This window comes from Ameyamaea chiangmaiensis (genome assembly GCF_013376175.1).
Lineage (GTDB): Bacteria > Pseudomonadota > Alphaproteobacteria > Acetobacterales > Acetobacteraceae > Ameyamaea > Ameyamaea chiangmaiensis.
Genome location: NZ_JABXXR010000003.1, coordinates 26,887 through 39,029, shown reverse-complemented (window position 1 = coordinate 39,029; position 12,143 = coordinate 26,887). Strand labels below are relative to the sequence as shown.

Here is a 12,143-nt window from a genome sequence, read left to right as displayed (position 1 = left end):
GCGTCGCCGCGAAGCGGGACGCTGTCATGGTCTCTGTCAATTCAGGATGACCGGCATCGCCGGAAAGGCAAGCGAATTCGCATCCGCTTGCCCCACCGACATCAGGCAGCGGCCGGGGCCTCGGTCGCCGGGACCTTCACCGATCCACCCGCCTTCTCCACCGCAGCAACGGCCGCAGCAGACGCGCCGGACACTTCGACAGTGACCGAGCGGCTGATCTCACCCGACGCCAGAAGGCGGACACCAGCATAACGGCCCGTGCCAACCAGACCAGCCTTGGCCAGAACCTCTTCGGTCACAACCGCAGAGCCGTCGATCTTGCCGTCCGCGATCGCCTTGTCGAGCGCACCGAGATTGACCGGTGCATAGACCTTGCGGAAGATATTCTTGAAGCCGCGCTTGGGAAGACGGCGATACAGCGGCAGCTGACCACCTTCGAACCCGTTCAGCGAGACGCCTTCACGCGCCTTCTGACCCTTCACACCCTTACCGGAGGTCTTGCCCTTACCGGATCCGATGCCTCGGCCGAGCCGCTTCTTACGATACCGAGAGCCCTCGTTATCGCGCAGTTCGTTCAAATTCATCTCAGTCCTCCACCTTCACCAGGTGGGCCACCTTGCGGATCATGCCGCGCACGGAGGGTGTATCCTCCAGCTCGCGCACGCGCCCGATGCCATTAAGGCCAAGACCAACCAGGGTTGCCTGCTGGCCCGGCTTACGTCCGTTACCCGATGCGATCTGACGGATACGAACGGTCGCTTTTGTCTCAGACATCTGCCACCTCCGCCGCTTCGCGCTTACCAAGGATATCGGACACCTTCTTGCCACGACGATTGGCAACCAGACGCGGGCTCGCACAACGCTCCAGAGCGGCAAACGTCGCCTTGACCATGTTGTGCGGGTTCCGCGTGCCGAGTGACTTCGCCACAACGTCGTTAACGCCAAGGCTCTCGAAGACGGCGCGCATCGGGCCGCCCGCGATGATTCCGGTGCCGGCGTCAGCCGCGCGCAGGATGACCTTGCCCGCGCCAAAGTGACCAGCGACGTCGTGATGAAGGGTACGACCCTCCTTCATCGGGACGCGGATCATGTGACGCTTCGCGTGCTCTGTTGCCTTGCGGATCGCCTCGGGCACCTCACGCGCCTTACCGGCGCCAAAGCCGACACGGCCCTTCTGGTCGCCGACGACAACGAGGGCCGCAAAGGCAAAACGACGGCCGCCCTTGACCACTTTCGCAACGCGATTGATCGTTACCAGCTTGTCGACGAGGCCATCGTCCTCGCGCTCACGTTGCTCGCGGCCGCCTCGGCCGCCTTCTCTCGGTTCACGTGCCATGTGCGTGATCCTTCCGCTCAGAACGAGAGACCGCCCTCGCGGGCAGCCTCCGCCAGGGCCTTGACGCGCCCATGATACAGATACGAGCCGCGGTCGAAGACAACCAACGACACACCCGCCGCGACCGCGCGCTCAGCAACGAGCTTACCGACCGCCGACGCTGCGGCGATGTCCGCCCCCGTCTTGCCACCTTCGCGAAGCGACTTGTCGAGCGTCGAGGCGGACGCAAGCGTCACGCCTGCGGCGTCGTCGATCACCTGAGCGTAAATGTTCTTGCCTGACCGGAACACCGACAGGCGCGGACGCCCGCCGCTCTTGCGGCGAAGCTGGAAGCGCAGACGCGTGCGGCGGCGCTCCCGCAGATCCTGCTGCGTGCTCATTACTTCTTCTTGCCTTCCTTGCGACGGAGGACTTCCGTCTCGTAGCGGACACCCTTGCCCTTGTAGGGCTCAGGCTTGCGGAAGCTGCGGATGTCGAGGGCAACCTGCCCCACGCGCTGCTTGTCGATTCCTTCGACCACCACCGCCGTCGGGCGGGGCGTCGTGATCTTGATCCCCTGCGGGATCGGATACACGACATCGTGCGAATAACCGAGATTCAGCACCAGGTTGGAACCCTGCACCGCGGCACGGTAACCCGTTCCGGTGATTTCGAGCGTCTTCGAATATCCTTCGGAAACCCCCTTCACCAGATTGGCGACCAGAGCGCGGGTCGTGCCCCACATCATCCGGGCCTGCGCGTCCTCGCCAATCGGCGTGACCGAGACCTTTCCGTCCTGAATTTCCGTCGTGACCTTGTCCGACAGAGGCAACTGCAGCTCGCCGAGCTTACCCGTCGCCTTGAGGATTCCGTCGACGATCGTCACCTGCACACCGGCAGGCAGTTCGACCGGATATTTACCAACTCGTGACATATCGCCCTCCTCAGAAGACGCGGCAGAGGACTTCGCCGCCAACATTGGCAGCGCGCGCCTCGGCGTCGGAGAGGACGCCACGCGGCGTCGACAGGATGGACACGCCGAGACCGGCATACACCCGCGGCAATTCCTTGATCTTGGAATACACGCGACGGCCCGGCTTGGACACGCGGTGGATTTCCTTGATGACCGGCTCGCCGTCCGTGTACTTCAGTTCAATGCGAAGCTGAGCGACACCCTTACGGATTTCCTCAAGCGAGAAACCGCGGATATAACCCTCGCGGCGCAGAGCCTCGAGGACATTCGCGCGCAGCTTCGAGGCGGGCGCAACACAGGCGGCATGACGCGCGCGCTGTGCGTTGCGGATCCGGGTGAGCATATCACCCAGCGGATCTGAAAGAGACATCTTAAACCCGCCTTACCAGCTCGATTTGACCATACCGGGAATCTGACCGTTCGAGGCCAGATCACGCAGCGCCACGCGGCACAGCTGGAACTTCCGGTAGTTGGCGCGGGGACGACCCGTCAGTTTGCAGCGAAGACGCACGCGAACGCGTGAGCCATTACGCGGAAGCTCCGCCAGCTTCAAGGACGCATCGAACCGCTCTTCCACAGGAAGGGTGCGATCCATGACGATGTTCTTGAGTGCGGTCCGCTTTGCCTCGTCCCGCTTCGCCATGCGCTCACGGCGATCGTTGCGGTTGACGGCAGAGATCTTGGCCATGCCTGTATCTATCCTCCGGAACCTGTCGGGCCAGTCCCAACGGTTTTCCAAACAACGTGTCTATAAAGTCTTTCGACCACCGGGCGAAAGCCCTAATTTGCCGCTTCAGGCGGCAAATGGCATGTCAAAAGCCTTGAGAAGAGCCTTTGCCTCGGCATCGGTCTTGGCGGACGTCACGAAAATGATGTCCATTCCGCGAACGTCGTCGACCTTATCGTACTCGATTTCCGGGAACACGATCTGTTCCTTGAGACCCAGCGCGAAATTGCCACGTCCGTCGAAGCCCTTGTTCGCCGGGAGTCCACGGAAATCGCGAATGCGCGGCATCGCGATCGTGACCAGGCGATCCAGGAATTCGTACATCTGCGCGCGACGCAGCGTCACCTTGCAGCCGATCGGCAGACCTTCGCGAATCTTGAAGCCGGCGATCGCCTTCTTCGCGACCGTCTTGACAGGCTTCTGACCTGCAATCAACGTCAGCTCCGCCACCGCGGTGTCGAGCTTCTTCTGGTCGCCGGCAGCTTCGCCCACGCCCATGTTGATCACGATCTTCTCGAGGCGCGGAACCTGCATCTCGTTGGTGTAGGCAAACTGCTCGCGCAATTTCGCGCGCAGCTCGTCCTGGTACAGCTTGTGCAGCCGGGGCGTCGGCCGGCCAACCGTTGAGTCAGACATCCCCGCCTCCTCAGCCTTCGATGACTTCGCCGGTCGCCTTGGCGACGCGGACCTTACGACCGTCCTCGAGCACACGGAAACCAACGCGCGTCGGCTTGCCACTCTTGGGGTCAACGAGCTTCAGGTTCGACAGGTGCACCGATGCCTCACGCTCGATGATCCCACCTTCCTGACCCATGCGGCCGGGCTTCGTGTGACGCTTGGCCACGGCAACACCACGCACCACAGCGCGGTCATCCTTCGGCAGGACGGCCAGCACCTCTCCCTGCGTTCCCTTGGAGGAACCCGTCACGACGACGACCTGGTCGCCTTTCTTGATTCGCGCAGCCATCACAGCACCTCCGGCGCCAGCGAGATGATCTTCATGAACTTGCGCGCGCGCAGTTCACGGACGACCGGGCCAAAGATACGCGTGCCAATCGGCTCCTGCTGCTTATTGATCAGCACGGCTGCGTTCTTGTCGAAACGGATGGCCGAACCATCGGGGCGGCGAACCGGGTAGGACGTACGAACGATGACGGCCTGATGGACATCACCCTTCTTTACCTTGCCACGGGGGATCGCTTCCTTGACGGACACGACGATCACGTCGCCGACCGAGGCAGTCTTCCGCTTGGAACCGCCCAGCACCTTGATGCACTGCACCTGACGCGCACCCGAGTTATCGGCGACGTCGAGGTTGGTCTCGGGATGGATCATTCTCTAATGCCCCTCTTACGCTTCGACGCCGACTGCGTCAGCGCCAATGGTCGAGCCATTGCGTGCGACGACGGTCCAGGTCTTGCGCTTTGAAATCGGCGTGCATTCTTCGATGCGCACCATATCCCCGATCTTGCACTCGTTCAGTTCATCATGAGCCGCATACTTCTTCGAGCGGCGGATGAACTTCTTATAAAGCGGATGCATGACGCGGCGATCGACAAGGACGGTCACCGTCTTGTCCATCTTGTCCGACGTCACGCGCCCGGTAAGGACGCGCTTTGGCATCGTCCCGAACTCCTTACGATTTAGCCGCAGGCGCAGTGGCGCCCGCGGTATTCTTTGCCACGGCCTGCGCCGCGAGAGTCTTGACCCGGGCGATGGCGCGGCGCACCACGCGAACCCGGCTCTGTCCTTCGGTCTGACCAGTCGCGCTCTGGAACCGCAGATTGAACTGCTCACGCTTCAGCTCCAGCAGCAGCGCCTGCAATTCGTCCGCGGTCTTGGCACGCAGATCAGCCGGCTTGTATGCCTCAGCCATCTTACGCCTCCCCGACACGGGTAACGAATTTCGTCTTGATCGGCAGCTTCGCGGCACCCAAGGTCAAGGCTTCCTTGGCGACTTCCGGCGGCACGCCTTCGATCTCGAACAGGATGCGGCCGGGCTTGACCCGTGCCACCCAATATTCCGGAGATCCCTTGCCGGAGCCCATACGCACTTCTGCAGGCTTTGTCGAGACCGGAAGGTCGGGAAAGATACGAATCCACACGCGACCGGCACGCTTCATCGCGCGGGTGATGGCCCGGCGCGACGCCTCGATCTGTCGCGCGGTGATGCGCTCTGGCTCAAGGGCCTTCAGGCCGAACGCACCGAAGTTCAGTGTCGTGCCGCCCTTCGCCAGCCCATGAATGCGGCCCTTGTGGGCCTTGCGGAATTTCGTCCGCTTCGGAGAAAGCATTGTCCTGTATCCTCTGCGCCGCGCGGCGCCCTAGCGTCCAGTGACCAGTCCTGCAGCTTAGCGCTGCGGAGCCTGCTCGGCAGCGCGACGATCCTGCGCCAACGGGTCATGGGCAAGAATTTCGCCCTTGAAGATCCAAACCTTCACGCCACACGTGCCGTAGGTGGTCTTCGCCGTCGCGACACCGTAATCGATGTCGGCGCGCAGCGTGTGCAAAGGCACGCGGCCTTCGCGATACCACTCGACACGGGCGATCTCGGCACCACCCAGACGGCCACTGCAGTTGATCCGGATCCCCTGCGCACCCAGACGCATTGCCGACTGAACCGCACGCTTCATGGCGCGACGGAAGGCGACTCGACGCTCGAGCTGCTGCGCGATGTTCTCGGCGACCAGGGTCGCATCGATCTCGGGCTTGCGGATCTCGACGATGTTCAGCGCGACGTCGGCCTTGGCCATGCGCGTCAGCTCCTTGCGGAGCGCGTCGATATCCTGACCCTTCTTGCCGATGACAACGCCAGGGCGTGCAGCGTAGATCGTCACGCGCGGCTTCTTGGCCGGGCGCTCGATGACCACGCGCGACACACCAGCACCAGAAAGCTTGCGACGCAGGTGCGAACGCAGCTTCAGGTCATCATGCAGCAGACGGGCATAGTCCGCACCGGCATACCAGCGGCTGTCCCAGGTGCGATTGACGCCGAGACGAAGCCCGACAGGATTGACTTTGTGTCCCATGGATCAGGCCGCCTTCTGCTCGGTCGAGGGTGCTTCGGCTTCGGGCGCGCGCTCGGCGACGACGATCTTCAGATGACTGAAGAACTTCTCGACGCGCGCCGACCGGCCACGGCCACGCGCATGGAAACGGCGCATGACGATGGACTTGCCAACCTCGGCCGTCTTGACCACGAGCTGGTCGACGTCGAGCTGATGGTTGTTCTCCGCGTTCGCGATCGCGCTCTCCAGGGTCTTCTTGACTTGCTGGGCGATGCGACGCTTGGAGAAGGTCAGCGTCGCGACGGCCTGCGAGGCAGGCTTGTTGCGAATCAGACCGGCAACCAGGTTCAGCTTGCGCGGGCTGACGCGGATATTGCGCGTCACGGCCTGCGCTTCGGTTTCCGCGAGCGTGCGCGGATGCTTCGGCTTGCTCATGATCAGCCCCGCTTCGACTTCTTGTCCGACGCATGGCCGGTGAAGGTGCGGGTCGGTGAGAACTCGCCGAACTTGTGTCCGACCATGTTCTCGGTGACCTGCACCGGCAGGAATTTGTGACCGTTATAGACGCCGAACGTCAGACCGACGAACTGCGGCAGGATCGTGGAACGACGCGACCAGATCTTGATCACCTCGTTGCGACCGGAAGCGCGGGAGGCTTCGGCCTTTTTGAAAAGGAACCCGTCAACGAACGGTCCCTTCCAGACGGAACGTGCCATCTCTGTGCCCCTTACTTGCCGGTCTTGCGGCGACGGATGATCAAGCTGTCCGTCTTCTTGTTGACGCGGGTCTTGTAACCCTTCGTCGGCTTACCCCATGGCGTGACCGGATGACGGCCGCCCGACGTACGGCCTTCACCGCCACCGTGCGGATGGTCGACCGGGTTCATGACGACGCCTCGGTTGTGCGGACGACGGCCCAGCCAGCGCGAACGGCCGGCCTTGCCCATATGCTGGTTCATGTTGTCCGGGTTGGACACGGCGCCCACGGTCGCCATGCACTCACCGCGCACAACGCGCAACTCGCCCGACTGCAGCTTGATCTGTGCGTAGCCGGAGTCCTTGCCCACCAGCTGGCAGTAGGTGCCAGCCGAACGCGCAATTTTGCCACCGGCGCCCTGCTTGAGCTCGATGTTGTGCAAGATCGTGCCGACGGGAATGGCCGACAACGGCATAGCGTTGCCCGGCTTGATGTCGACGCGCTGGCCGGCGACAACCTGGTCGCCCGCCTTCAGACGCTGGGGTGCCAGGATGTAGGACAGCTCGCCGTCCTCATACTTGATCAGCGCGATGAAGGCCGTGCGGTTCGGATCGTATTCCAGCCGTTCGACAGTGCCGACCACGTCGAACTTGCGACGCTTGAAGTCGACGTAACGATACGACTGCTTGTGACCACCGCCACGAAAGCGCGACGTCGTGCGACCGTGATTGTTACGGCCGCCGGACTTGTTCTTGCCCTCGGTCAGCTGCTTGACAGGCTTGCCCTTCCACAGTTCCGACCGATCGATCAGAACCGTTCCGCGCAGGCTCGGCGTAACGGGATTAAAGTGCTTGAGTGCCATGGTGTCCTATCCCGCGTCAGCCCAGCTTCGCGGTCAGGTCGATCGACTGACCTTCGGCAAGCTGAACAAACGCCTTCTTGATGTCGGAACGCTGGCCGGGACGGCCCTTGAAGCGCTTCGTCTTGCCCTTCTGGACAAGCGTATTCACGCCCAGGACCTTCACACCGAACAGGGTCTCAACCGCGACCTTGATCTCCGGCTTGGTCGCGTCGATCGCAACCTTGAAGACCACCTGGTTCTTTTCGGAGAGGGCCGTCGCCTTCTCCGTGATCAGCGGCGCGCGAACGATGTCATACATCGCCTCACGCGACAGCCGCTCCGCCTTGCGACGGATTGCAAGCACGTTGGTCATGCCAGGCGCTCCTTCAGGCCCTCGACCCCGGCGCGGGTGATCACCAGCACCTCGTGGTTGAGGATGTCATACACATTCGCGCCCACCGTCGGCAGAACGTCGATCTTCGGCAGGTTGCGTGCCGCACGGCTGAACTGCTCGTCCACCGTCGCGTCGACGATCAGCGCCGATGTCCAGCCCAGCACCTTCAGCTTCGCCGCGAGATCGGCAGTCTTCGTCGCACCTGACGCAGCGTCGAGCACGATAAGCTTGCCATCCGCCGCCTTCTGCGACAGGGCCGAGATCAGACCGAGGCGACGAACCTTCTTCGGAAGGTCATAGCCATGGTCACGCACGACCGGGCCATGCACGGCGCCACCGGTCCGGAACTGCGGCGCGCGCAGCGAACCCTGACGGGCCGAGCCCGTGCCCTTCTGCTTGTAGGGCTTCTTGGTCGTCCCGGAGACCTCCCCCATGCCCTTCACCTTGTGGGTGCCGGCACGGCGCTTGGCGAGCTGCCAGTGAACGACGCGCGCCATGATGTCGGCACGCGGAGTTGCTCCGAAAATCTCGTCCGGCAGCGTGGCCGTGCCTGCGCTGCCATTGTCGAGGGTCTTGATATCGTAATCCATAACCCGCACCTCAGCCCGCAGCCGCTGCCAGAGCCGCCGGATACGGCGCCTCGGCATGACGGGCCTTCTTGATCGCATCCCGAACCAGAACGAGACCATTCTTGCCGCCCGGGATCGAGCCGCGCACCATGATCAGGTTCTTGTCAACGTCGACAGCCGCGATCTCGAGGTTCAGCGTGGTCACACGCTCAGAACCGAGATGGCCTGCCATCTTCTTGTTCTTGAAGGTCTTGCCCGGATCCTGGCGGTTACCGGTCGAACCATGCGAACGGTGCGAAACCGAGACACCGTGCGAGGCTTCGAGACCGGCGAAGTTCCAGCGCTTCATCGCGCCCGCGAAGCCCTTACCCTTGCTGGTGCCGGTCACGTCAACCTTCTGGCCGACCACGAAATGGGCCGCCGTCACGGTTGCGCCGGGCTCAAGCAGGGCGTCGTCGGCGACGCGGAACTCAACCAGGTTCTTTTTGGGCTCCACCTTCACGCGGGCAAAATGGCCGCGGTTCGGCTTGGAGACATTCTTCACCTTGGCGTTGCTGATACCCAGCTGCACGGCGGTGTAGCCGTCGCGCTCCTGAGTACGGGCATCGACCACCTGCACATTATCGAGATGCAGGACAGTGACCGGCACATGTGTGCCGTCTTCCTTGAAAAGCCGGGTCATACCCAGCTTCTTTGCGATCAATCCGGTGCGCATCGTCTGGACCTTAGAGTTTGATCTCGACATCCACGCCAGCGGCGAGGTCGAGCTTCATGAGGGCGTCCACGGTTTGCGGCGTTGGCTCGACGATGTCGAGCAGGCGGCGATGAGTCCGAATCTCGAACTGCTCGCGGCTTTTCTTGTCCACGTGGGGTGAGCGGTTCACCGTGAACCGTTCGATATGCGTCGGCAGCGGGATAGGACCCCGAACCCGCGCACCCGTACGCTTCGCCGTGTTCACGATCTCCTTCGTGCTGTTATCCAGCACGCGGTGATCATATGCCTTCAGGCGAATGCGGATGTTCTGGTTGTCCATCTTCTGTTCAGTCCAACTGTGCTGGGTCTGCCAGCGATAACTGGGGGTACTGTCCCGACCGCTAAAGCAGACCCCGGCCGGATTGCTCCGGCCGGGGCCGCCAGTTCCGGGCCGTGTGACCCGTTTTACTCGGTGATGGAAGCCACCACGCCGGCGCCAACCGTGCGGCCGCCTTCGCGGATCGCGAAGCGCAGGCCTTCATCCATGGCGATCGGGGCGATCAGCTCGACATCCATCGAAATGTTGTCGCCCGGCATCACCATTTCCGTGCCTTCCGGCAGATGGACGACGCCCGTGACGTCGGTCGTGCGGAAGTAGAACTGCGGACGATAGTTGGTGAAGAACGGCGTGTGACGGCCACCCTCTTCCTTCGTCAGGATGTAGGCTTCCGCCTTGAACTTCTTGTGCGGCGTGATGGAGCCCGGCTTGGCCAGAACCTGACCACGCTCGACGTCTTCACGCTTCGTGCCGCGCACCAGCGCACCGATGTTGTCGCCGGCCTCTCCACGATCAAGCAGCTTGCGGAACATCTCAACGCCGGTCACGGTCGTCTTGACGGTCGCGCGCAGGCCCACGATTTCCACTTCGTCACCGACATTGACGACGCCACGCTCGACACGGCCGGTCACCACGGTGCCACGACCCGAGATCGAGAACACGTCTTCGATCGGCATCAGGAACGGACGGTCAACCGGACGCTCCGGCTGCGGGATGTAGTCGTCAACCGCCGCCATCAGCTCAAGAACGCGGTTCTCGCCGACTTCAGGATCGCCCTCTTCGAGCGTCACAAGAGCCGAGCCCTTGACGATGGGGATATCGTCGCCGGGGAACTGGTAGGACGACAGAAGCTCGCGGACTTCCATCTCGACCAGCTCGAGCAGCTCCGGATCGTCAACCTGATCGACCTTGTTCAGGAACACGACCAGGGCCGGAACGCCAACCTGACGGGCCAGCAGAATGTGCTCACGGGTCTGGGGCATCGGGCCGTCAGCGGCCGACACGACCAGGATCGCGCCGTCCATCTGCGCCGCACCGGTGATCATGTTCTTCACGTAGTCAGCGTGACCCGGGCAGTCGACGTGCGCGTAGTGGCGCTTCGCCGTCTCGTACTCGACGTGCGCGGTCGAGATCGTGATGCCACGAGCGCGCTCTTCCGGCGCCGCATCGATCTGGTCATACGCCTTGAAGGTCGCGCCGCCGGTCTTGGCCAGCGTCTTGGTGATCGCGGCGGTCAGCGAGGTCTTGCCGTGGTCGACGTGACCAATCGTGCCGATATTGCAGTGCGGCTTCGTCCGCTCGAATTTAGCCTTTGCCATCGTCTCTCTCCGTTACCTTGGTCAGCGACCAGGATGCGGTTGTGAATTCTCAATCTTGGCTCGCGCCGACCGAAACCGGCCGACACGACACCATTACCAGCGGTAGTGGCTGAAAGCCTTGTTGGCTTCGGCCATACGGTGCGTGTCTTCGCGCTTCTTGACGGCGGAACCACGATTATTGACCGCGTCCATCAGTTCGTTGGACAGACGGTCCTGCATCGTGTTTTCGCCACGCTTGCGCGACGCATCGATCAACCAGCGGATCGCCAGCGCCTGACGACGCTCGGTGCGAACCTCGACCGGGACCTGATACGTTGCACCGCCGACGCGACGCGAACGCACCTCGACGGCCGGCTTCACATTGTCCAGCGCCGCATGGAACATAGCGACCGGATCAGCGGAAGCACCACCACGACGACGCAGAACGTCGAGCGCACCGTAGACGATGCCTTCGGCAGTGGACTTCTTGCCATCATACATCAGCGCGTTCATGAAACGCGTGATCACGACGTCCCCAAATTTGGGATCGGGAAGAATCTCGCGCTTCACGGCGCGATGACGACGACTCATAACTCGGTATCCCTTACTTCGGACGCTTCGCGCCGTAGAGCGAACGGCGCTGACGACGCTTGGCAATACCCTGGGTATCGAGCACGCCGCGCAGAATGTGGTAGCGCACGCCCGGAAGATCCTTGACGCGACCGCCACGGATCAGAACCACGGAGTGCTCCTGCAGATTGTGCCCCTCGCCGGGGATGTAGCTCACGACTTCGTAGCCGTTGGTCAGACGAACCTTCGCCACCTTACGGAGCGCCGAGTTCGGCTTCTTCGGAGTCGTCGTGTAGACGCGCGTGCAGACGCCGCGCTTCTGCGGACAGCCCTGAAGGGCCGGCACCTTGTTGCGCTTGGCCGCCGGCTCGCGTCCGTTGGCGATCAGCTGATTGATGGTCGGCATTCGCCTTTCCCGATCCTTACAAAATTCGGCCGGCCAACCCAAACCGGCTGCCGACTGTCGTTCACAGTGCACCCGCGCAGCGGAAAAACCGCCACCGAGCGTATATCCACATCCGGCCTGGCCCGAACGATGTTCGGAGAACCGCATGCGCCCAATGCTGTATGCGACGGCCAACAGCACCCAGATGGATGGGGCTAGCCGAGGGCGCGGAACCTACGAAGACCAGACGCGGGAGTCAAGGGCGAGAGCGGAGTCGCGAAACTTATCATGTCGACGACAGCGATCAGGCCTCCGCGCGCATGGCCGGACGGAACC

24 protein-coding genes are annotated in these 12,143 nt (G+C 62.6%); all 24 read right to left on the bottom strand.

Features of this window, described 5'->3' with window-relative positions; all coding sequences use genetic code 11:
* Positions 1-101 precede the first annotated feature (101 nt).
* Positions 102-584: a 50S ribosomal protein L15 gene (gene rplO, locus HUK82_RS00980; RefSeq protein ID WP_176612162.1), complete on the bottom strand. Its 483-nt coding sequence runs from the start codon at positions 582-584 to the stop codon at positions 102-104.
* Between the two features lies 1 nt (position 585).
* Positions 586-774, bottom strand: a complete 189-nt coding sequence (gene rpmD, locus HUK82_RS00975) for a 50S ribosomal protein L30 (protein ID WP_176612161.1) — start codon at positions 772-774, stop codon at positions 586-588.
* A complete protein-coding gene (gene rpsE, locus HUK82_RS00970; RefSeq protein ID WP_176612160.1) occupies positions 767-1,336 on the bottom strand; it encodes a 30S ribosomal protein S5 in 570 nt (189 codons plus the stop codon). The genes rpmD and rpsE overlap by 8 nt, the downstream gene beginning before the upstream one ends.
* Before the next feature lie 17 nt (positions 1,337-1,353).
* Complete coding sequence (rplR, locus tag HUK82_RS00965) at positions 1,354-1,716, bottom strand: 50S ribosomal protein L18 (RefSeq protein ID WP_176612159.1); 363 nt, start codon at positions 1,714-1,716, stop codon at positions 1,354-1,356.
* The gene (gene rplF, locus HUK82_RS00960; protein ID WP_176612158.1) at positions 1,716-2,249 is read right to left on the bottom strand and encodes a 50S ribosomal protein L6; all 534 of its coding nucleotides are present in this window, start codon (positions 2,247-2,249) and stop codon (positions 1,716-1,718) included. Before rplF ends, rplR begins: the two co-directional genes overlap by 1 nt.
* Positions 2,250-2,259: 10 nt before the next feature.
* Positions 2,260-2,658 carry a 30S ribosomal protein S8 gene (rpsH, locus tag HUK82_RS00955; RefSeq protein ID WP_176612157.1) on the bottom strand — a complete coding sequence of 133 codons (399 nt, stop codon included), beginning with the start codon at positions 2,656-2,658 and terminating at the stop codon, positions 2,260-2,262.
* A 12-nt stretch (positions 2,659-2,670) separates the two neighbouring features.
* Positions 2,671-2,976 (bottom strand): 30S ribosomal protein S14, encoded by a 306-nt coding sequence (gene rpsN / locus HUK82_RS00950; protein ID WP_176612156.1) that lies wholly within the window; start codon positions 2,974-2,976, stop codon positions 2,671-2,673.
* 105 nt (positions 2,977-3,081) lie between these two features.
* Positions 3,082-3,651 (bottom strand): 50S ribosomal protein L5, encoded by a 570-nt coding sequence (gene rplE / locus HUK82_RS00945; protein WP_176612155.1) that lies wholly within the window; start codon positions 3,649-3,651, stop codon positions 3,082-3,084.
* A gap of 10 nt (positions 3,652-3,661) precedes the next feature.
* Positions 3,662-3,982, bottom strand: coding sequence for a 50S ribosomal protein L24 (rplX, locus tag HUK82_RS00940; protein ID WP_176612154.1), 321 nt, complete (start codon positions 3,980-3,982; stop codon positions 3,662-3,664).
* Entirely contained in the window at positions 3,982-4,350 is a 369-nt protein-coding gene (gene rplN, locus HUK82_RS00935) for a 50S ribosomal protein L14 (RefSeq protein WP_048847724.1), read from the bottom strand. The genes rplX and rplN overlap by 1 nt, the downstream gene beginning before the upstream one ends.
* Positions 4,351-4,365: 15 nt before the next feature.
* Positions 4,366-4,638 carry a 30S ribosomal protein S17 gene (gene rpsQ, locus HUK82_RS00930; protein ID WP_176612153.1) on the bottom strand — a complete coding sequence of 91 codons (273 nt, stop codon included), beginning with the start codon at positions 4,636-4,638 and terminating at the stop codon, positions 4,366-4,368.
* 13 nt (positions 4,639-4,651) lie between these two features.
* Positions 4,652-4,891 (bottom strand): 50S ribosomal protein L29, encoded by a 240-nt coding sequence (rpmC, locus tag HUK82_RS00925; RefSeq protein WP_176612152.1) that lies wholly within the window; start codon positions 4,889-4,891, stop codon positions 4,652-4,654.
* 1 nt (position 4,892) lies between these two features.
* Positions 4,893-5,309 (bottom strand): 50S ribosomal protein L16, encoded by a 417-nt coding sequence (gene rplP, locus HUK82_RS00920; RefSeq protein ID WP_176612151.1) that lies wholly within the window; start codon positions 5,307-5,309, stop codon positions 4,893-4,895.
* Between the two features lie 57 nt (positions 5,310-5,366).
* A complete protein-coding gene (rpsC, locus tag HUK82_RS00915; RefSeq protein WP_176612150.1) occupies positions 5,367-6,044 on the bottom strand; it encodes a 30S ribosomal protein S3 in 678 nt (225 codons plus the stop codon).
* Positions 6,045-6,047: 3 nt separating this feature from the next.
* Positions 6,048-6,458 carry a 50S ribosomal protein L22 gene (gene rplV, locus HUK82_RS00910; RefSeq protein WP_176612149.1) on the bottom strand — a complete coding sequence of 137 codons (411 nt, stop codon included), beginning with the start codon at positions 6,456-6,458 and terminating at the stop codon, positions 6,048-6,050.
* Between the two features lie 2 nt (positions 6,459-6,460).
* Entirely contained in the window at positions 6,461-6,739 is a 279-nt protein-coding gene (rpsS, locus tag HUK82_RS00905) for a 30S ribosomal protein S19 (protein WP_176612148.1), read from the bottom strand.
* A gap of 11 nt (positions 6,740-6,750) precedes the next feature.
* On the bottom strand, positions 6,751-7,581 hold the full coding sequence (rplB, locus tag HUK82_RS00900) for a 50S ribosomal protein L2 (RefSeq protein WP_176612147.1): 831 nt from the start codon (positions 7,579-7,581) through the stop codon (positions 6,751-6,753).
* A gap of 16 nt (positions 7,582-7,597) precedes the next feature.
* Positions 7,598-7,894, bottom strand: a complete 297-nt coding sequence (locus HUK82_RS00895; RefSeq protein ID WP_176612186.1) for a 50S ribosomal protein L23 — start codon at positions 7,892-7,894, stop codon at positions 7,598-7,600.
* A gap of 35 nt (positions 7,895-7,929) precedes the next feature.
* On the bottom strand, positions 7,930-8,544 hold the full coding sequence (gene rplD / locus HUK82_RS00890; protein WP_176612146.1) for a 50S ribosomal protein L4: 615 nt from the start codon (positions 8,542-8,544) through the stop codon (positions 7,930-7,932).
* A gap of 10 nt (positions 8,545-8,554) precedes the next feature.
* Entirely contained in the window at positions 8,555-9,238 is a 684-nt protein-coding gene (rplC, locus tag HUK82_RS00885) for a 50S ribosomal protein L3 (protein ID WP_176612145.1), read from the bottom strand.
* Positions 9,239-9,248: 10 nt separating this feature from the next.
* A complete protein-coding gene (gene rpsJ / locus HUK82_RS00880) occupies positions 9,249-9,557 on the bottom strand; it encodes a 30S ribosomal protein S10 (protein WP_007282720.1) in 309 nt (102 codons plus the stop codon).
* Positions 9,558-9,682: 125 nt separating this feature from the next.
* A complete protein-coding gene (gene tuf / locus HUK82_RS00875) occupies positions 9,683-10,873 on the bottom strand; it encodes an elongation factor Tu (RefSeq protein WP_176612144.1) in 1,191 nt (396 codons plus the stop codon).
* A 93-nt stretch (positions 10,874-10,966) separates the two neighbouring features.
* A complete protein-coding gene (gene rpsG / locus HUK82_RS00870) occupies positions 10,967-11,443 on the bottom strand; it encodes a 30S ribosomal protein S7 (RefSeq protein ID WP_176612143.1) in 477 nt (158 codons plus the stop codon).
* Between the two features lie 13 nt (positions 11,444-11,456).
* The gene (gene rpsL, locus HUK82_RS00865) at positions 11,457-11,828 is read right to left on the bottom strand and encodes a 30S ribosomal protein S12 (RefSeq protein WP_176612142.1); all 372 of its coding nucleotides are present in this window, start codon (positions 11,826-11,828) and stop codon (positions 11,457-11,459) included.
* Positions 11,829-12,143: the final 315 nt, after the last annotated feature.